Genomic DNA, 22,064 nt, shown 5'->3' with positions numbered 1-22,064 from the left:
CGGACAGTCCGTCGTCGGAGGAGACCGCCGTGCCGCGTCAGCTCGATCGCACCGACCCGCTCGCCCGCGAGACCGCCGCGGAGCGCGAGCGGCTCGCCGACCTCTACGCCGCGCTCGACCCCGACCAGTGGGCCGCACCGTCGCTGTGCACGGGGTGGCGCGTCCGGGAGGTCCTCGCCCACGTCACGATGCCCTACCGCCACTCGAGCTGGCGGGTGCTGCGGGGGATCGCGGCGGCGCGGGGCGACTTCAACCGCTTCGCCGACCGGATCGCGCACGACGACACCGCGCGGCACGCCGACGCCGAGCTCCTCGCGGCGCTGCGCGACAACGTCGCCCACCCCTGGCGACCGCCGGGCGGCGGCCAGGCGGGCGCGCTGAGCCACGACGTCATCCACGGTCTCGACGTCACCGAGGCGTTGGGCCTGCCCCGCCCGCCCGCCGAGCGCGTCCGTCGGGTGCTGGCCTCCGCGACGCCGAAGATGCTCGCCTACTTCGGCGCCGACCTGGCCGGGACGCGCCTGGTGGCGACCGACACCGACCTGTCCGTCGGCGAGGGACCGCGGACCGTCGAGCTGCCCGCGGTCGACCTGCTCCTGCGGGTGACCGGACGGGCGCCGCTCGAGAGTTAGTCGTCCAGCTTCTGCGCACGGATCTCGTGGCCGGCGCTGGTCAGGCAGCGCCCGGTCGCGAGGTTGAACTTCCAGTTGTGCAGCGAGCAGGTGAGCACGTCGCCCTCGACGGAGCCGAACTTCGACAGGTCCGCCGAGAGGTGCGGACAGCGGGCCTGGACCTGCCAGCCGTCGATGACCACGTCGCGGCCGTCGTCGTTCTGCGCGTCGTACCAGTTCTCCACGTAGTCCATCCGCTCCTCGGACAGACACTTGAAGAACGTGTAGAGGTACTCGTTGTACTGGCCGACACGCGAGGCCCCGAAGCGCACCGACAGGAACAGCGAGTTCGACCAGTCGACCTCGCCGGTCGCGATGTTCGTCGCCACGAGCGTGCCCGGCACGGTCCAGCGGTAGCGGGCCTGCTCGCCGCCCCAGATCCGGATCTCGCGGGCGGTGAAGTCGAACGACAGGGGCAGCGTGCCCTCGTCGTCCACGCCCGGGACGCCGGCGGGCATGTCGGTGAGGTCCATGCGGACCGGGCCGCCGATGCCGTCGCACATGTGGTCGGCGCGCTTCATCAGCGGCTCGATCCACTCCTTGAGCTGGCGCAGGATGTCGGGCTGCGGCGTCGCCCACCGCGCCTTCTGCGCGTCGATCGCCGGGCGGACGCGCTCGGCGAAGTCGCGGAGGTAGCGCTCCTTGTCGACGAAGATCGTCTCGACCTCGTCGTCGGGGAGCGGGTGCGTCAGGTCCTCGACGGTGCCGTGCCCGATCTCCGCGGTGGTGCCCGGCAGCAGCAGGTGCCCACCCTCGTGCCCCAGCTCGCGCATCCGGCCGAGGAACTCCCACTGGTCGGTGAAGATCGACTCGCCCTCGACGCCCTCGTAGCCCAGACCGTTCCACCGGAACAGGTCGTCGTCGAGGAAGCACGGCGGGCCCGCGGTCGGGAAGACGTGCGGCGCCCCGACCTCGCGGATGTAGCGCATCGCCCGGTCCTCCTGGCCGATGCGCTTGCGGCGGGCGAACTCGCGCTTGGCGGCCTTGGGCAGGTCGTAGACCATCGGCCACCAGATCGCGCCGGAGAACTGCGTGAAGTGCGCGTCGTAGGCGCCGAACTCCAGCAGCTTCGGGATGTCCAGCGGGTGCGCGTCGTTCTGGTTGACGACGCGCGCGGTGCCGTCGTCCAGCGAGAGCGCGGAGTCGCCGATGGGCCCGTCACCGGGGCCCTTCAGCGACGTGATCATGAACCGCAGGCCGCCGTCGAGCTCCTGCGGCACGCCGGTCTCGGTGCGCACGAAGTGCCGGAAGCCCAGCGCGCGCAGCTCGTTCTCGAGCTCGTCGGTGGGGTAGTCCGGCAGCAGCACCCGCGCGTCCTTGGCGACGTGGGCCCGCAGGTTCTCCGCGTCGAAGTGGTCGCGGTGCAGGTGCGACACGTAGAGGTAGTCGCAGTCACCGAGGGCGTCCCAGTCCAGCTGCGTGTTGTCGGGGAACGGGACCCACGACGCGAAGAACGTGGGGTTCACCCACGGGTCGCACAGCACGCTGCCGCCCGCGGTCTCGAACCGCATCCCGGCGTGCCCGACTCCGGTCACCCGCACGAGCAGACCACCTCCCAGACGTCGCTCACCGCCGATTGTCCGTGGTGGCGCGCTCCGTGGGGGCTCCGGGTGGGGTATCCCTGGACACGTGACCGCCCTTCCCGTCGACGGCGACCCCGTGGCCGCCCTGCGCGCCGTCGCCTTCTACCTCGAGCGTGAGCGTGCCGAGACCTACCGGGTGAAGGCCTACCGCTCCGCGGCGGACAAGCTGGCGGAGCTGGGGCCGGACGAGGTCGCCACGCGCGCGCGGTCCGGCACGCTCACCGACCTCAAGGGCGTCGGGAAGAAGACGGCGGCGGTCGTCACGGAGGTCCTCGACGGCGGCACCTCGGCGACGCTGACCGACCTCGAGGCCCGCCACACCGAGCCGGTCGGCGGCGGCGCCGCGATCCGGGCGGCCCTGCGCGGCGACTGCCACACCCACTCGACCTGGTCCGACGGCGGCAGCGACGTCCTCGAGATGGCCCGCACCGCCCGCGACCTCGGCCACGAGTGGATGGTGCTCACCGACCACTCCGAGAACCTCACCGTCGCCAACGGTCTGACCCCCGAGCGCCGGCGCCGGCAGTTCGACGTCATCGCCGAGGTGAACGAGGAGCTCGCGCCGTTCCGCCTGCTGCGGGGGATCGAGGTGGACATCCTCGAGGACGGCGACATCGACGCGCCCGACGACCTGCTCGAGGAGCTCGACTTCGTCGTCGCCAGCGTGCACTCGAAGCTCCGGGCGCCCAGCGAGCTGATGACCGCGCGGATGGTCGCGGGCGTGTCGCACCCGCTGGTCGACGTGCTCGGGCACTGCACGGGCCGTCTGGTCACCGGCGGGCGCGGGACCCGCCCGCCGTCGACCTTCGACGCGGAGGCGGTGTTCGACGCGTGCATCGAGAACGGGGTGGCCGTCGAGATCAACTCGCGGCCCGAGCGCCTCGACCCGCCCCGGGATCTCCTGCGCCAGGCCCTCGCCGCGGGCTGCGAGTTCGTCGTCGACACCGACGCCCACGCCCCGGGCCAGCTCGACTGGCAGCCCTACGGCTGCGAGCGCGCCGAGGAGTGCGAGGTGCCGGCCGACCGGATCGTCAACACCCGCTCCGCCGACGCCCTCACCGCCTGGCGTTCCCGGGGCTGAGCGGGGGTTGTCAGCCTGGCGTCCACGCTGACGTTCAACGTCAGGAAAGCCACCACGATCACCCGGTGACGGCGACCTCGCCGGTCTCCAGCACCGACTTGAGGTTCGACAGGATGCCGGGCCAGCCCTGCTCGACGCCCCGCTTCATCTCGCTGTCGGGCACGAAGTCGTCGTGGGTGACGGTGAGCTTCACGGCCTGACCCGCGGGCTCGATGTCGAACGTGACCTTCGAGCGCTTCTCCTGCTGCAGCTCGGCGAGGCGTTCATCGCTCCAGCCGAACATCTCGGCCATCTCCGGCTGGTAGTTGTGCCAACGGTACGACAGCCGACGCGGCGGATCGGCCTCGAGGATCTGCTGGTCCCAGTCGTGCGGGCCGTCGCCCTCCCACATCGACCAGAGGACCTTCGACCCCACCCGGAAGTCCGACCGCGGCCCGCCGCCGTCGAAGTAGCGGCCGATGAAGGCCGGCTCGGTGAGGGCCTGCCAGAGCTTCTCGGGCGTCGTGCGGATGTAGGTCACGTAGACGAAGGCGTCGGACATCGCGGTCTCCTCGGTGTGGTCTTCCAGGGCCGTCCTGAGGTCGGCGAGGGCCTCCGCCCGCGCCCGGTCGTACCGCCGGATCCACCGGTCGGCGACCTCGTTGATCGGCGCGGCGTTGAGGTGGTGGTGCTTCTCCCGCCCGTGCCACGAGGTGACGACGAGCCCCGCCGCCTCCAGGACGCCGAGGTGCTTGGCGACGGCCTGCCGGCTCATCTCCAGCCCCTCGCCGAGCTCGCGCAACGACTGCCCGCCCCGGGCGTGCAGGGCGTCGAGCAGCGCCCGCCGACTGGGGTCGGCGAGGGCGCGGAACACCTCGTCCATCACCACTCCGATCAGGCAACCATGCGGTTGCCTGTCCGACGATAGGGAACCTTCTGGTTGCCTGTCAACGGGCGCCCGCGGAAGCCGTTTGCGGGGTGATCGCGACGCGCCTAGCGTGGCGTGTACACGGGAAAGGAGGTGGTCCAGCGTTGAAGAACGACAGGACTCGTGAGGTGTCCGTCAGCTAGCCGCTCGAAGGCCGTGGAATGGCCGGTCCGCGGGCACGATGATCCCGCGGCAGGGCGGCCAGCGAATCCAGGCAGGACACCAGCCCCCGGAGCCCCCGACCCCAGTCCAGTCGGGGCCCGATCCGCCCGGCACCGCCGGGACGCGACGGGAAACCGCTCCGGGGGCCTGCCTGTCTCCGGGGCCGGGTCGCCGGCCCCGGAGCGGGCGTCAGGAGGCCGACGTCACCAGCGGGCGTGCGGCCGGTCGTCGATCCCGAACGAGGAGCCGTACGGCGCGTCGAAGTGCGAGCCGTAGGGGCGCTCGCCCGTCGCGGTCGGCAGCGCGGAGTCGCCGAGCGGGTCGCCCGCGAAGGGGCGGTCGTCGAACCCGCCGCCCGACGGCCGCGACCAGTCGTTGCTCGAGGGGCTGCTCCAGCTGCCGGTCGAGGGGTAGGAGCTCGCCATCGGCGCGGATCCCCACTCGTCCGACGACGCGCGGGAGGAGCTCGCCATCGGCGCGGAGCCCCACTCGTCCGACGACGCGCGGGAGGAGCCCACGGGCTCGGGCTCGCGCGACGGCTCCCGCGTCGGCTCCGGCGGGCTGACGCGCGTCCGGCTCGGGCCGGGGCCGTGCGGGCCGGTGCCGGGCAGGCCGCCCTCGGCGACCCACTTGGCCTCCTGCGCGATGCGGTAGGTCTGGCACGGCCAGCTCGCCCGGCCTCCGTCGTGGAGGCAGGCGCGGCAGAGCTGGCGCTCGTCCGGGACGTGCTCGGCGAGCACCTTGCGCCAGACGTCGGGCATCTCGGACATGACCACGGCCATCGACATGTCGGTGGCCTCCTCTCCGTGCGGTCGGGGCGGCTGGTGATCAACCGACCCGTCGGGGCCCGCGGGGACCTGCGCCGCGCGGAGGGGTCGAGGCGTCGAAGCCGGGGAGCCGCTCGCACCCATCACGCGGGTCGTGCCCACCGGAGGCGCGACCCGCCGGTGTTCCGTGGTTGGTACTCGTTTCTCGCCCGCGGCACGACCGTGACCTGACGGTGACGTACGGGTACGGTCCGTCACCGGTTGCTCCGGCGCGTCGTCCCGGCGTGTCGGGTGCGGGTGACGTCGCCGTGAGTTTCGTGAGCCGCTGACCAGCGACGATGGGCGGAGGCGGTCTCCTCGGTGACCGCCACTCACCCGTCCGGGAGCAGTCACTGAGCCGACCGGCCGCTCGGATGGAGTACGGGACGACGGCTCGGTGCCCCTGCCCGCGAGGCGCTGAGTGGGCGGCCCGTTGCGCCGGACGGCCTACTCAGGGCCGGTCTCGCGTCGTCCGCCCGTCCGCGTGATGCCGACCCGCGGTGGCCCCGGCGTCCCGCTCGACGGGCCGACCGCAGTGTGACCCGGGCGCCGACCACGGGCCTTAGGATCACCCTCGGCCGTACCGGCCGGGGCCTCTAGCTCAATGGGCAGAGCCGCGGACTTTTAATCCGTTGGTTGTGGGTTCGAGTCCCACGGGGCCCACCAGCCTCTGGCCGACATCGCTGACGCCGAGGCGTCAGACGCTGACCTGCCCGGCGGCCGCGGTGAGCTGGAGCTCGTGTGTCCAGCACGATCGGTCCTGCTGGTGCAGGTAGTGGAAGGCGTCGGCGATGCCGGCGGGGTCGATCAACAGGTCCGGGCGCTCACGCAGTGCGGGGAGTGCCCGCGTCCCGGGCGAGTCGATGAAGCCGTCCACGACGACGTTGGCGACGTGGATGCCGTGCTCCGAGTACTCCTCGGTGAGGGCTTGAGCGAGGGCCCGCATCATGGTGCGGGGGTAGTAGAGCGACTGACCGGTCGACCGCTTGCGCCCGCGCAGCGAGTACTGGTTGTTGGAGAACAGGATCGAGCCACGGCCCCGCTGTCGCATCGCGGGCAGGACCTCCTTCGCCACCAGGAACGGGCCGCGGCACGCGGTGTCGAGGGCGACCTCGAAGAGGTCGACGGGGAAGTGCTCGAGCAGCTCCTCGTCCGCGGACAGTTCACGGCCCGCCATGTAGCCGGCGTTGTAGATCAGCACGTCCGGGGAGCCCGCCTGCTGGCGGATGGACGCGAAGGCGTCGGTGACCGACACCGTCGAGCCCACCTCCAGTTCGACGATCGAGCAGGAACCGCCCGCGCTGTCGATCGTCGCGGCGAGCGCCTCCGCGTTGGCACGTCGTCGCGTCGTCAGGACCACGTGGTGACCCTCGCGCGCGAACCGGTGGGCCAGCGCCCCACCCAGTCCCCACCGGATCTCGGGCGGGAGGTCCTGCCCGATGACCTCGCCGTGCACGAGACCGGTGTTCGGCCCGTCGGGCTGCCACTTCGAGGTCGCGCCGACGATGACGGTGACGGGCAGGTCACGAGGGTTGTCCGCCGTCGTATCCACTCGATCTCCTGTCGTCGGGACGGTGCGCGTCCTACTGCAGCAGAGCTCGAGGTGATGAGCGACCACGCAGCGGTCGTCACCGAGGTCATGATCCGCCCAGCTGCTCCATCGACCCCATGACATCGGGTCGGAGGAGCACCGGCAGCGATCATGGACGGGGACGCCGTCAGGTGGGCTGCACGACGGAGATCACCTGGCCGTCCGGGTCGCGGAACCACGCGATGAGGACGTCACCGAAGTCGGCGATGCCGCGCTCGTCGGTCCGCCACGGGGGTTCGCCGTCCATGGCGATCATGGTGACGCCGCGGTCGCGGAGCTCTGCGACGGTCGCGGGCAGGTCGTGCGCCCGGAACGAGGCGAGCGGCCAGCCGGCCTGACCGGCGTAGCCGGTGCCGGCCATGAGGTAGAGCAGCGTGCCGTCGCCGGCCCGCAGCACGTGACCGCCGCCGGGCACCGGGTCGCCGGCCAGACCGAGCGTCTCCTCGTAGAACGCCCGGGAACGGGCCATGTCCGACACGGGGATGACGGTCGCGACCGGGAGGTCGGCGGGGGACGTCGACGTCATGCTCTTCTCCTTCGCCGGGGCGCCAGGCACGGTAGTCCTACATCAGGATCAGATAGTAGGTCAAAGGTATCGAACAGGCCGGCGTGATGGCGGACCGGAATCGTCCGCCACCTCCGCCAGCGTCGTCGCCGTCCCCACCGCCACGGACCCCGGAGGCCGCCCGATGTACGCACCCGCCCGGCACGACGAGGTCACGGGCCTGGTCAACTACCTCGACGAGCAGCTCACCGCGATCCGTGCCGCCGCGTTCGGTCTGACCGAGGAGCAGGCGCGGGCGACGCCGTGCCGGAGCGCGCTGTCGATCGGTGGCCTCGTCAAGCACGCGGCGTACGGGATGCGCGGCGCGGTGGCGCGGTTGGACCGCCCGGTCGTCGAGCAGACCATCGACGCGGCCGCGTACGCCGCGTTCGCCGACAGCTTCGCCGTGCGCGACGACGAGACCGTGGCCGGCACCATCGAGGAGTTCGACAAGGCCCGAGCCGGGCTGCTGGCCACGGTCGCCGCGACCGACCCGGACGCCGAGACCACGGCTCCTCCCGCGCCGTGGCACGGGATCACCGACGCCCGGCCGATCCGCGCCCGCTACTACCGGGTGCACCTGCTCGAGGAGTACGCCCGGCACGCGGGGCACGCCGACATCGTCCGCGAACAGATCGACGGCGTCGCCGTACCCGCGCTGGTGCTCACCCTGGCCGAGGCGGGCGCGAACGACTTCTTCACGCCGTACCAGCCGGCTCCGGGGACCCTGCTGGCCTGAGCCCACCGCGCCGTTCGGCGACGGATTCCGGCGGTTCGGCGGCAGGGGCGCCGTCCTCGGGACTCCCCGGTTTGGGCCGGCGCGCGGCGAGGAATCGGGTGGGCGTCCACGCCGCCATCGATCTGTTCGACCGTTGTGGTCGCCACCGGGCACGCTCCCCCTCGAGCCCGTCGGCGTCCGTCAAGCTGCCGGGCCCCGAGCCGGCGCTGCCACGGTCCACGGCTCGGTGGCGGCGTGGCGCACGTCGGGGAGGTTCCTGCTTCCGTGGACGGCCCGCGGTGCCGGTCGGAGCAACCCTCCCACTCCTCACCCCCGGACGGGTCACCCGGCGTTCGTCCGGGTGGCGATCCGCGTCGGCGCTGGTACAACGGCCGCGAGGTCGGGGGACCAGGGGCGCCTGAGGAGGCGGCGCCGTGCAGCAGGGGGGAACGTGGGGGCAGGGCAGGATTCGCCGGTGCGGCGGTTCGACGTGGCGTCGTCGGACCCGGAGGTCGCCGACAGGTGGCTGCAGGACACGTACGTCAACTACCGCCGCCGGCTCCACGGTGATCCGTCGGCCTTCTCGTTCACCTTCACCGGCGCTGCCGCGCCGCGCTACTCGATCGCGACCCTGCACCACAGCCTCGGGTTCGAGACGAGGACCGAGCTGCTCGGCGACGCCGTCATCCTCAACACCACCGTCAGCGGGCGGGTCGCGATCTCGGCGGGCCGCACGACGGTGGAGCCCGGGCCCGGCGAGCCCTACCTCATGCCGCCGGGGCACCCGTGGTCGATCCGGTGGGACGACCTCACGAACCGGGCCGTGTGCCTCGCGCACCCGGTGCTGCGGCGGGCCGCGGCCGACCTCGGGTGGGACGGCGGCGAGGTGCGGTTCACCGGGTACCGGCCGGCGTCGCCCGGGCTGGGGCGCTACCTCGAGCTGGAGGTGGCGCACGTCCGCGACGACGTCCTGGCCGCGGAGGACATCGCGTCCAGCCCGCTCCTGCTGGACCAGGCCGGGAGGACGCTCGCCGGCGCGATCCTCGCCGCCTTCCCCAACACCGCGTGCGCGGCGATCGGGGAGCGCGCGCGACGGCCCGACGGGGGCGAACCCGCCGTGGTGCGCCGGGCCGTGGAGTACATCGAGGCGAACGCCCACCGCGACATCGGCACGTCCGACATCGCCCGGGAGGTCCGCATCGGCCCTCGGGGACTCCAGCAGGCGTTCCAGCGGCACCGCGGCCAGACCCCGATGAACTTCCTGCGGTCGGTCCGCATGGAGCGCGCACACCGCGAGCTCGAGACGGCCGATCCCACCCGCGGGGACACCGTCGGCGCCATCGTCGCCCGCTGGGGATTCAGCAACGCCGGGCGGTTCGCCGCGGCGTACCGGCGCGTCTACGGGCGCACACCGCAGGCCACGCTCCGGTCCTAGACGCCGGGTCGAACCCCGTCCACACCCGAGGATCATCCTCCGCGGGTGGGGACGCCCCGGCACGGCGCTTGCTATCACCGCAGCGTGTGCCTGCTCATCCTCCTGCTGGTCTTCGGCCCGCGCTTCGTGATCGTCGTGTGGTGGCTGCTCGCCCCGCTGCAGTGGAGCGTCACGTTCGGGACGCTGCTGTGGCCGATCCTGGGCTTCCTGCTGCTGCCGTGGACGACGTTGATGTACATGCTCGTCGCGCCGGGCGGCGTCGTCGGGCCGGACTGGATATGGCTCGCGGTCGCGGTGTTCGCCGACCTCGCGAGCCACGCCTGGGGCGGGGCCTACCGCCGCCGGCGCAACGCCGTGGCCTGACGCGGCCGCGCGGTCGCCATGACGCGACGCGGGAGTTGTTCACCCGGACGTGGACTAACGGTCCTGATCATCGGTGCGACATCCCGGGCAGATCGCGCGAGCGACGAGCCGGCGGGCCGCACCGGGCAGGGTGCGGCCCGTCGGTGTGCCCGCACCGGGACCGCGCGCACGGCCGGACGCGTGCCGACGCCGGGAAGCTTCGGGCGGCCCCGCCGGCACGTGTCAGAGAACCGGCGGGACCTGAGCCGACGATCAGCCCGCGGGCGTCCGGTCAGCTTGGCCGCGATGTACCCGACGGGGCGGCGGCCCCTAACGTCAGAACCAGCTGTGGAGCTGCCAATCGGGACGGTCGGCGACCCGCCCGCGGGCGTCGGGCTCCGGGCGCCACGCGAGGTCCAGCCCGGAGACGCCGCGCTCGGCCATCACCCGGCGGAAGTCGCCGTAGTGCCGGTGGTCGCGCGGGTCGGCGCCCTCGACCGCGTCGGCCAGGCGCACCAGCAGCCAGAGGCCGACGAACCGCAGCTCGAACCCGGCGACGATCCCCAGGACCGCCGCACTCAGGACGACGAGCACCGTCACTGCTGCTCCTCCGACGACCCGGCGTGACGATCGATCATCGGCGGGACGATCACGGCCGTTACGGTGCGCGTCCCCTCTGGACACACCACGGCCCCGGTACCGGCGTCGTGCCGGTCCGGGGCCGTGGGCGGGGTGTGGCCGACTACTGGTGCTTCTTCTGGTCGGCTTCCTTCTTGTCCGCCTGGGCGCGGGCCTTCTGGGCCTCCGCCTCCTTCTGGCGGGCGGTGTCCTCGGCGTCGGCCTTCTTCTGCTGCTCCTGGCCCTCGCGGGCCCAGTCGTCCTGGCCCGTGATGGCGCCGACGGCCTCCTTGGCGCGGCCCTTCAGGTCCTCGGCGGCGGTGTCCTCCGCCATGGGTGCCTCCTGCGATCGGTGGTCCTCGGTCGTGCGCGGGCCTACCCGATCGTCACCGCGATCGACACCACCGCGGCTGAGAACGCGCGCTACGCCGTCCGGGCTACCCGCCGACCGCTCGTCGTGCCCGACGGCGACGGTCGTCGGACGGGTCGTCGGGGGTTCTCAGCTCCGGGCGCCCGCGCGGAGGCGCCCCCTAGCGTCGCGCCGTCGATCGACGACCGGATGTGGGAGGTGGCGGCGTGGCGACCGACGTCGCGGATCACGCGGGGCCGTCCGGGACCCCGACGGTGACGACGGAGCTGGCCGTCACCGGCATGACCTGCGGGACGTGCGCCGCACGGATCCAGAAGAAGCTGGGCCGGCTGCCCGGTGTCGAGGCGAGCGTGAACTACGCCTCGGGCCGTGCGCGGGTCACCCACCCGCCCGAGCAGGACCCCGCCGAGCTCGTCGCGGCCGTGACCGGGCTCGGCTTCGGCGCCACCCCCGCCGCGCCGCTCGTGCCCGCGGCGACCCCCGGGGCACACGACCCGGCCGACCCCGCCGTCCCGGCACCCCGCCCGGCGCCCGACGGCACCGCCCGGCACGCGACCGCGAGCCCGGCGCCCGGCACGGCGGCCGAGGCGCCGCCCGACCCCGAGATCGGCGTCCTGCGCCACCGCGCGCTGGTGTGCCTGGCGCTGACGCTCCCGATCATCGCCGTGTCGATGAGCCCCGCCTGGCAGTTCCGGTACTGGCAGTGGTTCTGCCTGGTGCTCGCCGCGCCGGTCGTGATCTGGGGCGGGTGGCGCTTCCACAGCGCCGCCGCGCGGCACCTGCGTCACCTCTCGGCGACGATGGACACGCTGGTCTCGGTGGGCACGCTCGCCGCCTTCGGCTGGTCGCTCTGGACGCTCTTCTTCGGCGGCGCGGGCCTGGGCGGCATGCGCCACGGCATCTACCTCGTCCCCCAGCCCGACCAGTTCGACGGCTCCCGCACGATCTACCTGGAGACCGCGGCCGCCATCACGACGGCGGCCCTGCTGGGGCGCTGGATCGAGCGGCGCGGGCGGCGGCGGGCCCTCGGGGTGTCGGCGGCGCTGATGACACCGCCGGCGCTGGAGGCGCGGGTCGTCGCGGGCGCCCGGGAACTGCCGGTCCCGGTCGACCGGGTCCAGCCCGGTGACCACGTCGCGGTCGCCGCGGGCGAGCCGTTCCCCCTCGACGGGCGCGTCGTCGAGGGCCGGTCGAGCGTCGACGCCGGCGCCATGACCGGCGAGTCGACCCCGGTCGACATCGAGCCCGGCGCCGAGGTGCTCGCGGGCACCCGCAACGAGACCGCCCGCGTCGTCGTCGAGACCACCCGCGCGTCCGGCGACACGCAGTGGGCGCGGATGGCGCGCCGGGTGCAGGAGGCGCAGGAGGGCAAGACCGCCATCCAGCGCCTCGCCGACCGCATCTCGGCCTTCTTCGTGCCCGTCGTGATGCTCGTGGCGCTGTTCACGCTGCTGTTCTGGGGCGTCTCCGGCGAGGGCTGGGGCTTCGCGGTCGCCGCGGGGATGGCCGTGCTCGTCGTCGCGTGCCCCTGCGCGCTCGGGCTCGCGACCCCGACCGCGCTCGCCGTCGCGACCGGCCGCGGTGCCCAGCTCGGGATCCTGCTGCGCGGGCCCGAGGTGCTCGAGTCCACCCGCCGGGTCGACACGATCGTCCTGGACAAGACCGGCACGGTGACCACCGGCCGCATGACCCTGCGGGGCCTGGCGACGACGGGCGGCGTCGGGCGCGACGAGGTCCTCGCCCGCGTCGGCGCCCTCGAGGCGCGCCTCGAGCACCCGGTCGCGCGCGCGATCGCCGCCGCCGCCCGCGACGAGATGCCGCGGTACCTCGAGCGGGCCGGCGTCGCCGACGTCGAGGCCCTCGACGGGCTGGGCGTGGTCGGCACCGTCGACGGCACCCGCGTGCTGGCGGGGCGCCGGCGCCTGGTCGACGAGTGGCGCGTCCCGCTGCCGCCCGAGCTGGACGCGGCCCTGGACGACGCCGCCGCCCGCGGCGCGACGACGGTGGTCGTGGCCTGGGACGACGGGTCCGGGACGCTGCGGGCGCGGGCCGTGCTCGCCGTCGCCGACACCGTCCGCGAGGGCTCCGCCGAGGCCGTCGCCGAGATGCGGGCACGCGGCCTGCGCCCCGTGCTGCTGACCGGCGACAACCCCGCCGCCGCGCGGTCCGTCGCCGCCGAGGTCGGTATCGACCCGGCCGACGTCGTCGCGGAGGTGCTGCCCACCGAGAAGGCCGACGAGGTCCGGCGCCTGCAGGAGAACGGGGCGACGGTCGCGATGGTCGGCGACGGCGTGAACGACGCGGCCGCGCTCGCGCAGTCCGACCTCGGCGTCGCCATGGGCACGGGGACGGCGATGGCCATCGAGGCCGGCGACGTGACGCTCGTCCGCGACGACCTGCGCGCGGTGCCCGACGCGCTGCGCCTGGCCCGGCGCACGCTGGGCACGATCCGCGGCAACCTCTTCTGGGCGTTCGCCTACAACGTCGCCGCGCTGCCGCTCGCGGTCGCCGGGCTGCTCAACCCCATGATCGCGGGCGTGACGATGGCGCTGTCGAGCGTCTTCGTCGTCGGCAACAGCCTGCGCCTGCGCCGGTTCCGTCCCTGACGCGTTTCCTCCGCGCGCCGATCGGCAACGCCGTCCGGCGGCGCACGAGGAGGTGCACGGTGTCGGAGGATCCGGAGGAGCTCGCGCGGTCGGTGTCGCAGGTGGCGTCGCGTGACGGGCGTCGGCTGGCGATCGTCGAGTCGCTGACGGGCGGTCTGGTGTGCAGTGACCTGGCGGCCTCGCCGGGGTCGAGCGAGTGGTTCCGCGGTGGCGTGGTCGCCTACGACCGGACGACGAAGCACGGCGCGCTCGGCGTGCCCGACGGGCCCGTCGTCTCGGAGCCCGCGGTGCGGACGATGGCCGAGAAGGCCGCCGACCTGCTCGGCGCGGACCTGACGCTGGCGGTCAGCGGGGCCGGCGGCCCGGAGCCGCAGGACGACCAGCCCCCGGGCACGGTCTGGTTCGCGGTCACCGACCGCGGCGAGACCGAGGCGTGGCTCGAGCAGACCGACTCCGACGACCCGCAGGACGTCCTGCGGCACACGCGCGTGCGGTCCCTGCAGGCGTTGCTGGACCACCTCGACCGGTAGCGGATCATGGGTGTCGTGGTCGACCACGTCGTCTGGGACTGGAACGGCACGTTGCTCGCCGACGTGCACGCGGTCGTCGACGCCTCCAACGCCAGCCTGGAGGCCGTCGGGGCGGCGTCGTCGCTGGACCTCGAGCGCTACCGGTCGACGTTCCGCCGCCCGCTGCGGGCGTTCTACGCCGATCTCGTCGGCCGGGAGGTCCCCGACGAGGAGTGGGCCCGCCTGAACGCGGTGTTCGGGCGGCACTACCGGGACGCGGAGCCCTCGCTGTCGCTGGCCGACGGGGCGCAGGACGCCCTGGAGCGGTTCGCGGGTGCCGGGTTCGGCCAGTCCGTGCTGAGCATGCTCGCCCACGACGAGCTCCACGCGACCCTCGGGCGCCGCGGGCTGCACGACTGGTTCGCCCGCGTCGACGGCGACCACCACCACGACGGGCGCAGCAAGGCCGACGCGCTCGCGACGCACCTCGACACCCTCGGCCTGGACCCGGCGCGGGTCGTGCTGGTCGGCGACACGCTCGACGACGCGGCCGCGACGGCCGCGGTCGGCAGCGCCTGCGTCCTCGTCGCGGAGCACTCCACCCACCACGAGGCCGACCTGCGGACCGTCGCCCCGGCGGTCGCCACGCTGCCCGAGGCCGTCGAGATCGTCCTCGCGCTGCGCTGACCGTCGTACGCTGCACGGGTGGCCGTGCCGTCCGAACCGTCCCCGATGCCCGCCTACGACCGGGTCGTGCTCGTCTACAACCCGCAGAGCAGCGGCGACGGCGAGCAGCGCGCCCGGCAGTGCCGCGCCGCGCTCGAGGAGACCGCGCCGCAGCTGGCGGTCGCGCTGCAGGCCACCGAGTACGCCGGGCACGCGCGCGTCATCGCCGAGCAGGAGGCGCGGGCGGGCCGCACGCTGGTGGTGTCCGTCAGCGGGGACGGCGGCTACCACGAGGTCGTCCAGGGCGTGATGGCCGCCGGCGACGGCACGGTGGCGGCCGCCCCGGCCGCGGTGCTGCCGGCCGGCAACGCCAACGACCACCGCCGCGCGACCCGCGAACGCCCCCTCGTCGACGCCATCGCCGCGGCCCGGCTCCAGCACCTCGACCTGCTGCGGGTGTCGGTGGACGGCGACGAGCCGCGCTGGGCGCACTCCTACTTCGGGCTCGGCATCACCCCGACCGTGGCCCTCGAGCTCGAGCGCGGCGGCAAGGGCTCGGTGCGCGAGATCGTCACCACGGTGCGCGCGTTCTCCCGGTTCCGCCCGTTCGCGGTCGACGTCGAGGGCGAGGGCGAGCGGCGCTTCGACAGCCTGATCCTCGCCAACACCACCGAGATGGCGAAGTACGTGACGCTCTCGGACGGCGACCCGGCCGACGGGCTGTTCGAGGTCGTCACGCTGCCGCACCGCTCGAAGCTGCGGCTGCTGGCGTACGCGGTGCGGGCGGCCGTCGGCGGCCTGGGCCCGCAGCCGCGCACCGACCGCTTCGCGTTCCGCACCCTCTCGCCGCTGCCGGTGCAGCTCGACGGGGAGGTGCTCGACCTGGAGGCCGACCGCGGCGTGACCGTCGAGATCGCCCCGCGGGCCCTGGCGACCGTGGTGTGAGCGGGCTCGACGGGGCGCACGACGACGCGGTCGCGCGCATCGCGGCGCTGGAGGCCCAGCTCGCGGGGATCGTCGAGACGGCCTCGGCGAGCTCCGGCGACGACGAGCACGACCCCGAGGGCCAGACGATCGCCTACGACCGCGCCCAGGTCGCCGCCCTGCTCGCCGCGGCCCGCCACGACCTCGCCGAGGTCGACGCGGCCCGGGCGCGCGTCGACGCCGGCACGTACGGGGTCTGCGAGCGCTGCGGGCGCCCGATCGCCGCCGAACGCCTCGAGGCCCGCCCGGCCGCCCGCACCTGCGTGCGCTGCGCCGACCGTCGTACGTGAGCGAACTTCGGGCCTATGGCACCAAAGTTCGCTCACATGGCTACGGACGGCGGAAGGGGACGGAGGGGTCGCGGTCGGGGCGGGGGCCGCCGGCGGCGGCGAAGCGCTCGCGCGCGGACCGGGCCGTGGCGCCGTCCTCGCGCAGCCCCGGCGCCATCGCGTCGCGCACCGGCCCCAGGAGCAGCTTGCGGTCGGGGTGGAGCACGCTCGACAGGCGCAGGTGCGCGCGCATCCACTCGCTCAGCCGGTCCTCGTCGGCCCGGGTCAGGATGACGTCGGCGGCCCACGTCGGGGCGAGCCCGAGGTCGTCGAGCAGCAGGCCGGCCAGCGCGCGCCGGAACGGGGAGACGCCGGCGCGGTAGAGGTCCTGGCGGGTGACGCGGTTGCGCAGCATCGTGGCGTCGCCGACGTCGAGCAGAGTCCAGCCGTCGTCGGTCGGGTGGGCGGGACCGTCGATCGCGACGTCGGTGCCCCACCACGCCACCAGCCCCGCGTCGCGCCCCAGCGCCGCGACGGCCTCGTCCAGCGGGGCGAGCGGCGCGGCCAGGGCCCTCACGACGTCGTCGAGATCGCTCACCGCGCCAGTGTCCCCCGCGGCCGCAGCGACCCCGCCAGCACGATCGCGACGACCGCGGAGATCGGCACGAGGGCGAGCCCGGCCCCCACGGACACCCGGTCGGCGACGGCGCCGATGACCGGCGGGAACACCAGGAAGCCCAGCCGCGCGAGCCAGCCGACCACCGCGATGCCGTCGCCGGGGCGCACGCCGGGCACCCGGCCGGCGGCGGCGAAGCCGAGGGGGAACAGCGTCGACACGCCGAGCCCGGTCAGCGCGTAGCCCGCGACGGCCGCGACCGGGTGGGCCACGAGCAGCGCCGTGCCCATGGCGACCGCCGCCAGCGCCGCCCCGGTGCGCGCCACCGCGACGGGACCGAAACGGTCGACGACCCGGTCGCCCGCGAGGCGCCCGAGCGTCATGAAGGTCTGGAACGCGACGAACGGCAGGCCGGCGACGAACGCGCCGCCGCCGAGGTCGTCGCGCACGTAGATCGCGCCCCACGACGCCGCCGAGTCCTCGATCCCGCCCGAGGCCACGAGCAGCGCGGCGAGCGCGAGCAGCGGCCCGGCGGCCACGAGGACGGCGCGGATCGGGCCACGACGGCCGCCGGCCTCGTCGGACCCCTCGTCGTGCTCGGCCTCCGGCTCCGGCCCCGGCAGCGCCCACCGCCACGCGAGCACCGAGACGACGACCAGCACCGCCGCGACGACCCCGAGGTGCACCGGCAGCGGCACCCCGAACCCCGCGGCCGCGGCGCCGAGCAGGCCCGCGCCGACCGCGGCCATGCTCCACACCGCGTGCAGGCCGTTGACGATCGAGCGCCCGTAGCCGGCCTGCACCCGCAGGCCGTGCGCGTTCATCGCCGCGTCCGCCCAGGCGTCGGTCAGGCCGAGGACGAACAGCGCCGCGGCGAGAGCGGACCACGACGGCGCCAGGGCCACCGCGGGCAGCAGCACGGCACCGGCGAGCCCGACCCCGGCGCCGGCCCGCCCGCTGCCGACCCGGGCGATGAGCGGGCCCGCGAGGATCCCGAACAGCAGCGCCGCGAGGGGGAAGGCCGCGATCGCGGTGCCCAGGGCCGCGTTCGACAGTCCGAGGTCGTCGCGCAGCGTCGGGAACCGCGGGACGATGCTGTTGTACGTCGCCCCGTTGACGACGAACATCGCGATCACTGCGACCCGGGCGCGGCGCAGCTCGGGGGTCACGGGCTCCACGTGCCCGAGCGCCGGGCGACCTCGAAGATCTGGGCGACGGCGAGGTCGGACAGCGGCGCACCGAACGCCGAGAGCAGCCGGGGCAGCTGGCTGATGCGCGAGACCGTCACCCCGCGCGGGCGCCCCGCCCCGGAGAGGATCGCGCCGACGACGGCGATCACCGGGTGCACGGCGGGCGGGTCGAGGGTCTCGCTCGCGCCCGCGGCGTGGGCCAGCGCCACCGAGACGCGCTCCGCAGCCTCCGCCGCGATCTGCCGGCGCTCCTCCAGGCTCATGATCGTGCCGTCACCGAGCTCGACGGTCTGGTTCTCGAGGACCACCCGGCCCCCGGGGACGTTGACGTCCTCGATGACGAACAGCCCGGGCGGGCCGATGAGCACGTGGTCGAGGACGACGTCGCCGTCGGGCGCCGCCATCGGCACCGCGTGCAGGATGCGCCAGCGGGCGCCGCGCCCGCGGCGCAGCGTCGGGGGGCGGGTCAGCTTGCCCAGCGCCTCGGCCACCGCGTGCTGGCCGTCGGCGCGCAGCCGGTAGGGCCGGTCGGCCCCGGCGCCCTGGGCGGCCCGCACCTCCGCCGCCTCCTCCAGCAGCCCGTGGCCGGGACGGTGCAGGGCGAGGTCGTCCCTCCCCGGATCCCACCCGCCCGCCGGGGGTTCGGCGCCCGCGCCGAGGGCCGCGGGCTCGGCGACCTCGGCCGGGCCGCCCATCGGCGGCAGGCCGTTCTGCCACAGCCAGGCGTTGGCCTCCTGGACGAACCGCTCCCGGTACCCGGCCGGCACGTCGTGCGCGACGCGGGTGACGAGGTCGAGGTGGCCGAGGGGCAGGCCGTCGGACGACGTGACGTAGAGCCGGTCCGACCCGGGCCGGCGACGGCGGCGTGCGGGCATCAGCCCGCCCGCTCGGCGCCGGCGAGCCAGCGCGAGATGCGGTCGTGCTCGGTGCCCGTGAGCCCCCGGATGCCGGTGACCACGGAGCGCTCGATGCCCCCGCCCAGCAGCGGCACCGCGGCCGTGATCGCGAGGTCCACGGCGAGGCGGCTGTGACCCGGTTCCCCGGGCCGCACGGACATGGTGCCCGCGGCGCTGATCGGCGTGCCCGGCACGGCGACCTGGGCGCGGCCGTCGCAGCGGTCGGGTCCCAGGCGCCACTCCTCGGTGCGCTCGATGACGAGCACGCCGGCGAGCAGGCGCTCGACCACCGCCGGGACCTGCCCCGGGGGCACGGGCTGTCGCAGCACGACCCGGACCCGCTGCCGCCCGCCGGGCTCGTCGTCGCGCGCGAACGCGACCACCTCGATGCGGCCGGAGCCGTCGACGTCGAGCTTCACGCGGTGGAACTCCGGGTCGGCGAGCGCGGCCGCGAAGGCGGGGACGCCGTGCGGGTAGTCGCGGCTCAGCGCCAGCCGGGTGCTCACGCGCGCCGAGCCTAGTGCCGACGCGCCGCTCGGTCAGAGCGTGCGGACACCGCGCCGGGCGTGCGTCCTGTGATCGAGGGAACCGGCGGATCCGCGCGAGATCTTGGTCCGTGGAGGGCGCTCGGGGCGGCCGTGCGGTGACCGCTCGTCGGCCGTTCGTCGCCGTGACCTGCGAACTCGGCACGCGTAGCGGTCGCGGGGCTGCGGCCAGCGGCGGGTGCAGCATCTGCACGTGAAAACCGTGATGTTGACCACAAGGGTCGCTGCCGCGTTCAGTGACCTCCGCACGACGGCGAGCGAGCGGCCGGTCGGAGCAGCACGGACCACCCGACGACGGGGCCGACGACGGGGAGGAGGCACCATGATCGAACCGCGCCACGGCCGCGGTGTCGGCGGGGGCCGCTCCCTGAAGACCGCAGCCGAGGCGCTGGCGGCGCTGCGTTTCCTGGGCGCCGCCGACGGCGGTGTCACCGCCGAGGCGCTCGCCGCCGAGCTCGGCAAGAGCACCGCGACCGCGCGCTACCTCCTCAACACGCTGTGCCAGGAGGGCTTCGCGGTCCGCGACCGTCAGGCCGGCACGTTCCGGCTGCAGGAGACCCCGCCGTGGGGCGAGTCCTGGGGCGAGTCCGAGGCACACGACGAGTACTCCCGCTACGAGCTCCCGGAGCGCCTCTCGGACGCGGTGACCGAGCTCTACTGGCGCACCCGCCAGCGCACGTACCTCGCGCGGTGGGAGGACGACGACGCGACGGTGATCGTGGACGCGCGCGGCCACCAGGGCCTGGCGCGCATCCCCGACCTCGCCGAGCGGATCCCGCTCGCCTCCGCCCACGCGCTCGCCGTGACGAAGGCCCTCATCGCCTCGTCCGGCACACGCACCGCGCTCATGACGACGCGGGGCGACCTCGCGGCGTTCACGGGCACCACGATCACGAGCACCCCGGCGATCGAGCTCGAGCTCGCCCGGGTCCGCCGGCGCGGCTACGCGGTGGACCGCGAGGAGTACGCCGAGGGCTTCTGCTGCATCGGGGCACCGATCTTCGCGCCGGACGGGCAGGTCGCGGCCAGCATCGCGATCTCGACCCCGGCGCGGAAGTTCGCGACCGACGCCGACGAGCTCACGAGCGCCGTCCGCGACGTCGCGAGCACCGCGACACGCGGCTGGCTGGAGTCCGACCGGGACCTCCCGCCACCGCTGCCGGCCGATCCCGTCCCCCGGGGGAACTGACACCCCCGCGACGCCCGGCCACACCACCACGAACCACGGCTGCGGAACCCCGTACGCCGAGCTGGAACTCCACAAGGAGAAGAAGATGAGCCGTCAGAGTTTGGCGAAGGCTCACCAGAAGATCCAGGAACTTTCCTGGGAGCCGCAGTACCACGAGCCGTACATGAAGTACGGGACGGACTACACGTTCCGTAAGGCGGCCAAGAAGGACCCGCTCAAGCAGGTCCTCCGGTCCTACTTCCCCATGCAGGAGGAGAAGGACAACCGCGTGTACGGCGCCTCCGACGGGGCGATCCGCGGGAACATGTTCCGCCAGGTCCAGGAGCGTTGGCTGGAGTGGCAGAAGCTGTTCCTCTCGATCATCCCACTGCCGGAGATCTCGGCCGCACGGTCGATGCCGATGCTGTTCCAGGCGGTTCCGAACCCGGAGCTGCACAACGGCCAGGCGATCCAGATGATCGACGAGGTTCGGCACAGCACGATCCAGCAGAACCTCAAGCGGCTGTACATGAACAACTACATCGACCCGGCGGGCTTCAACAACACCCTCCGGAACTTCCACTCGGACTACTGCGGCACCATCGGCCGTCAGTTCGCCGAGGGCTTCATCACCGGTGACGCGATCACCGCGGCCAGCATCTACCTCACGATCGTCGCCGAGACGGCGTTCACGAACACCCTGTTCGTGGCCATGCCGGCCGAGGCCGCGGCCAACGGTGACTACCTGCTGCCCACGGTGTTCCACTCGGTCCAGTCCGACGAGTCGCGGCACATCTCGAACGGCTACGCCACGCTGCTGATGGCGCTGTCGGACGAGGACAACCGCCAGCTGCTCGAGCGCGACCTGCGCTACGCGTGGTGGAACAACCACCGCGTGGTGGACGCCGCCATCGGCACGTTCATCGAGTACGGCACCAAGGACCGGCGCAAGGACCGTGAGTCCTACGCCGAGATGTGGCGCCGCTGGATCTACGACGACTACTACCGGGCGTACCTGCTGCCGCTCGAGAAGTACGGCCTCGTGATCCCGCACGACCTGGTCGAGGAGTCCTGGAACCAGATCTGGAACAAGGGCTACGTCCACGAGGTCGCGCAGTTCTTCGCCACCGGGTGGCTCGCGAACTACTGGCGCATCGACGGCATGACCGACGAAGACTTCGAGTGGTTCGAGTACAAGTACCCGGGCTGGTACGACAAGTACGGCAAGTGGTGGGAGAACTACAACCGTCTGGCGAAGCCGAACGGTCACCACCCGATCGTCGCCGAGGACGTCGACTACGTGTACCCGCACCGCTGCTGGACCTGCATGGTCCCCTGCCTGGTGCGCGAGGACATGGTCGTCGACAAGGTGGACGGCCAGTGGCGCACGTACTGCCACGAGGCCTGCCGCTGGACGGACGCCGAGGCGTTCCGCCCGACCTACCAGGGCCGCGAGACCCCGAACATGGGCAAGCTCGTCGGGCACCGCGAGTGGGAGACGCTGTACCACGGCTGGAACTGGGCCGACGTGGTCTCCGACATGGGCTTCGTCCGCGACGACGGCAAGACCATGACGGCGCAGCCGCACCTCGATCTCGACCCGAAGAAGATGTGGACGCTCGACCACCTGCGGCGCATGCCGCACGTGGCCAGCCCCAACGTCATCCTCAACGAGATGAGCGACGCGGACCGCGAGGCCTTCGTGGCGGACTACAACCGCCAGGGCCCGGCCGGACGTCCGGCCGACGCGACCAGCTAGCAGTGGCCGGCTGGTCCAGACCAGCACG

General features: G+C 73.8%; 23 protein-coding genes and 1 tRNA gene. 13 read left to right on the top strand and 11 right to left on the bottom strand.

The features are described 5' to 3' along the window. Positions 1–29 precede the first annotated feature (29 nt). Complete coding sequence (locus tag ACR9E3_RS29015; RefSeq protein ID WP_460384334.1) at positions 30–632, top strand: maleylpyruvate isomerase family mycothiol-dependent enzyme; 603 nt, start codon at positions 30–32, stop codon at positions 630–632. Here ACR9E3_RS29015 and ACR9E3_RS29010 read toward each other — a convergent pair. After that, a complete protein-coding gene (locus ACR9E3_RS29010) occupies positions 629–2,212 on the bottom strand; it encodes a Rieske 2Fe-2S domain-containing protein (RefSeq protein WP_460384333.1) in 1,584 nt (527 codons plus the stop codon). The two genes, ACR9E3_RS29015 and ACR9E3_RS29010, sit on opposite strands and share 4 nt — an antisense overlap. Positions 2,213–2,300: 88 nt before the next feature. Here ACR9E3_RS29010 and ACR9E3_RS29005 point away from each other — a divergent pair, with 88 nt between their 5' ends. Beyond that, positions 2,301–3,335, top strand: a complete 1,035-nt coding sequence (locus ACR9E3_RS29005) for a PHP domain-containing protein (protein ID WP_460384332.1) — start codon at positions 2,301–2,303, stop codon at positions 3,333–3,335. Between the two features lie 58 nt (positions 3,336–3,393). Here the strand turns inward: ACR9E3_RS29005 and ACR9E3_RS29000 are convergent, their stop codons facing one another. Further along, positions 3,394–4,197, bottom strand: a complete 804-nt coding sequence (locus ACR9E3_RS29000; protein WP_460384331.1) for an ArsR/SmtB family transcription factor — start codon at positions 4,195–4,197, stop codon at positions 3,394–3,396. A 410-nt stretch (positions 4,198–4,607) separates the two neighbouring features. Then, positions 4,608–5,192 carry a hypothetical protein gene (locus tag ACR9E3_RS28995; RefSeq protein WP_460384330.1) on the bottom strand — a complete coding sequence of 195 codons (585 nt, stop codon included), beginning with the start codon at positions 5,190–5,192 and terminating at the stop codon, positions 4,608–4,610. A 608-nt stretch (positions 5,193–5,800) separates the two neighbouring features. On the opposite strand from ACR9E3_RS28995, the gene ACR9E3_RS28990 reads away from it, so the two are divergent. Beyond that, positions 5,801–5,876 (top strand) — tRNA-Lys (locus tag ACR9E3_RS28990). Positions 5,877–5,907: 31 nt separating this feature from the next. Here the strand turns inward: ACR9E3_RS28990 and ACR9E3_RS28985 are convergent. Both ACR9E3_RS28985 and ACR9E3_RS28980 read right to left on the bottom strand, forming a co-directional pair. After that, positions 5,908–6,762, bottom strand: a complete 855-nt coding sequence (locus tag ACR9E3_RS28985; protein ID WP_460384328.1) for an SDR family NAD(P)-dependent oxidoreductase — start codon at positions 6,760–6,762, stop codon at positions 5,908–5,910. A gap of 166 nt (positions 6,763–6,928) precedes the next feature. Then, a complete protein-coding gene (locus ACR9E3_RS28980; protein ID WP_460384326.1) occupies positions 6,929–7,327 on the bottom strand; it encodes a VOC family protein in 399 nt (132 codons plus the stop codon). Between the two features lie 163 nt (positions 7,328–7,490). Here ACR9E3_RS28980 and ACR9E3_RS28975 point away from each other — a divergent pair, with 163 nt between their 5' ends. The 3 genes from ACR9E3_RS28975 to ACR9E3_RS28965 all read left to right on the top strand — a co-directional run bounded on the left by ACR9E3_RS28975 (position 7,491) and on the right by ACR9E3_RS28965 (position 9,861). After that, positions 7,491–8,084, top strand: a complete 594-nt coding sequence (locus tag ACR9E3_RS28975; protein ID WP_460384325.1) for a mycothiol transferase — start codon at positions 7,491–7,493, stop codon at positions 8,082–8,084. Positions 8,085–8,538: 454 nt separating this feature from the next. After that, positions 8,539–9,498 (top strand): AraC family transcriptional regulator, encoded by a 960-nt coding sequence (locus tag ACR9E3_RS28970; protein WP_460384323.1) that lies wholly within the window; start codon positions 8,539–8,541, stop codon positions 9,496–9,498. An 84-nt stretch (positions 9,499–9,582) separates the two neighbouring features. Then, positions 9,583–9,861 carry a hypothetical protein gene (locus ACR9E3_RS28965; RefSeq protein WP_460384322.1) on the top strand — a complete coding sequence of 93 codons (279 nt, stop codon included), beginning with the start codon at positions 9,583–9,585 and terminating at the stop codon, positions 9,859–9,861. A gap of 315 nt (positions 9,862–10,176) precedes the next feature. Here ACR9E3_RS28965 and ACR9E3_RS28960 read toward each other — a convergent pair whose 3' ends face one another. Beyond that, positions 10,177–10,440 (bottom strand): hypothetical protein, encoded by a 264-nt coding sequence (locus ACR9E3_RS28960; RefSeq protein ID WP_460384321.1) that lies wholly within the window; start codon positions 10,438–10,440, stop codon positions 10,177–10,179. Positions 10,441–10,582: 142 nt separating this feature from the next. After that, a complete protein-coding gene (locus tag ACR9E3_RS28955; protein WP_460384320.1) occupies positions 10,583–10,792 on the bottom strand; it encodes a CsbD family protein in 210 nt (69 codons plus the stop codon). A gap of 242 nt (positions 10,793–11,034) precedes the next feature. Here ACR9E3_RS28955 and ACR9E3_RS28950 point away from each other — a divergent pair, with 242 nt between their 5' ends. The 5 genes from ACR9E3_RS28950 to ACR9E3_RS28930 are packed head-to-tail and all read left to right on the top strand — an operon-like array spanning position 11,035 to position 15,883. After that, positions 11,035–13,434, top strand: a complete 2,400-nt coding sequence (locus ACR9E3_RS28950) for a heavy metal translocating P-type ATPase (protein ID WP_460384318.1) — start codon at positions 11,035–11,037, stop codon at positions 13,432–13,434. A gap of 59 nt (positions 13,435–13,493) precedes the next feature. Then, a complete protein-coding gene (locus ACR9E3_RS28945) occupies positions 13,494–13,964 on the top strand; it encodes a CinA family protein (RefSeq protein WP_460384317.1) in 471 nt (156 codons plus the stop codon). A 15-nt stretch (positions 13,965–13,979) separates the two neighbouring features. Continuing rightward, the gene (locus ACR9E3_RS28940) at positions 13,980–14,630 is read left to right on the top strand and encodes an HAD family hydrolase (protein WP_460384316.1); all 651 of its coding nucleotides are present in this window, start codon (positions 13,980–13,982) and stop codon (positions 14,628–14,630) included. An 18-nt stretch (positions 14,631–14,648) separates the two neighbouring features. Continuing rightward, positions 14,649–15,554, top strand: coding sequence for a diacylglycerol/lipid kinase family protein (locus tag ACR9E3_RS28935; RefSeq protein ID WP_460384314.1), 906 nt, complete (start codon positions 14,649–14,651; stop codon positions 15,552–15,554). Continuing rightward, on the top strand, positions 15,551–15,883 hold the full coding sequence (locus ACR9E3_RS28930) for a TraR/DksA family transcriptional regulator (RefSeq protein ID WP_460384312.1): 333 nt from the start codon (positions 15,551–15,553) through the stop codon (positions 15,881–15,883). Before ACR9E3_RS28935 ends, ACR9E3_RS28930 begins: the two co-directional genes overlap by 4 nt. A gap of 40 nt (positions 15,884–15,923) precedes the next feature. Here ACR9E3_RS28930 and ACR9E3_RS28925 read toward each other — a convergent pair whose 3' ends face one another. From ACR9E3_RS28925 to ACR9E3_RS28910, 4 genes are read right to left on the bottom strand one after another with little or no spacing between them, the layout of a single operon-like run. Then, positions 15,924–16,460 carry a GIY-YIG nuclease family protein gene (locus tag ACR9E3_RS28925; protein WP_460384311.1) on the bottom strand — a complete coding sequence of 179 codons (537 nt, stop codon included), beginning with the start codon at positions 16,458–16,460 and terminating at the stop codon, positions 15,924–15,926. Next, positions 16,457–17,647, bottom strand: coding sequence for an MFS transporter (locus ACR9E3_RS28920; protein ID WP_460384309.1), 1,191 nt, complete (start codon positions 17,645–17,647; stop codon positions 16,457–16,459). Before ACR9E3_RS28920 ends, ACR9E3_RS28925 begins: the two co-directional genes overlap by 4 nt. Further along, a complete protein-coding gene (locus ACR9E3_RS28915) occupies positions 17,644–18,543 on the bottom strand; it encodes a nuclease-related domain-containing protein (RefSeq protein WP_460384308.1) in 900 nt (299 codons plus the stop codon). The genes ACR9E3_RS28920 and ACR9E3_RS28915 overlap by 4 nt, the downstream gene beginning before the upstream one ends. Next, entirely contained in the window at positions 18,543–19,070 is a 528-nt protein-coding gene (locus ACR9E3_RS28910) for a DUF2505 domain-containing protein (protein WP_460384307.1), read from the bottom strand. Before ACR9E3_RS28910 ends, ACR9E3_RS28915 begins: the two co-directional genes overlap by 1 nt. A gap of 361 nt (positions 19,071–19,431) precedes the next feature. On the opposite strand from ACR9E3_RS28910, the gene ACR9E3_RS28905 reads away from it, so the two are divergent. Beyond that, positions 19,432–20,298 (top strand): IclR family transcriptional regulator, encoded by an 867-nt coding sequence (locus tag ACR9E3_RS28905; RefSeq protein ID WP_460384306.1) that lies wholly within the window; start codon positions 19,432–19,434, stop codon positions 20,296–20,298. An 85-nt stretch (positions 20,299–20,383) separates the two neighbouring features. After that, positions 20,384–22,036 (top strand): ferritin family protein, encoded by a 1,653-nt coding sequence (locus tag ACR9E3_RS28900; RefSeq protein WP_285649147.1) that lies wholly within the window; start codon positions 20,384–20,386, stop codon positions 22,034–22,036. The last annotated feature ends 28 nt before the right edge of the window (positions 22,037–22,064 follow it).

The sequence above is a fragment of the Actinomycetospora sp. C-140 genome (assembly GCF_054796175.1).
This window is presented reverse-complemented; position numbering and strand designations above follow the sequence as displayed.

Excerpts from the sequence above, each read along its gene's own strand:
- ACR9E3_RS28955 (WP_460384320.1), bottom strand. The coding sequence starts at position 10,792 with ATGGCGGAGGACACCGCCGCCGAGGACCTGAAGGGCCGCGCCAAGGAG.
- ACR9E3_RS28900 (WP_285649147.1), top strand. The coding sequence starts at position 20,384 with ATGAGCCGTCAGAGTTTGGCGAAGGCTCACCAGAAGATCCAGGAACTT.
- ACR9E3_RS28915 (WP_460384308.1), bottom strand. The coding sequence starts at position 18,543 with ATGCCCGCACGCCGCCGTCGCCGGCCCGGGTCGGACCGGCTCTACGTC.
- ACR9E3_RS28995 (WP_460384330.1), bottom strand. The coding sequence starts at position 5,192 with ATGTCGATGGCCGTGGTCATGTCCGAGATGCCCGACGTCTGGCGCAAG.
- ACR9E3_RS29000 (WP_460384331.1), bottom strand. The coding sequence starts at position 4,197 with ATGGACGAGGTGTTCCGCGCCCTCGCCGACCCCAGTCGGCGGGCGCTG.
- ACR9E3_RS28980 (WP_460384326.1), bottom strand. The coding sequence starts at position 7,327 with ATGACGTCGACGTCCCCCGCCGACCTCCCGGTCGCGACCGTCATCCCC.
- ACR9E3_RS28975 (WP_460384325.1), top strand. The coding sequence starts at position 7,491 with ATGTACGCACCCGCCCGGCACGACGAGGTCACGGGCCTGGTCAACTAC.
- ACR9E3_RS28905 (WP_460384306.1), top strand. The coding sequence starts at position 19,432 with ATGATCGAACCGCGCCACGGCCGCGGTGTCGGCGGGGGCCGCTCCCTG.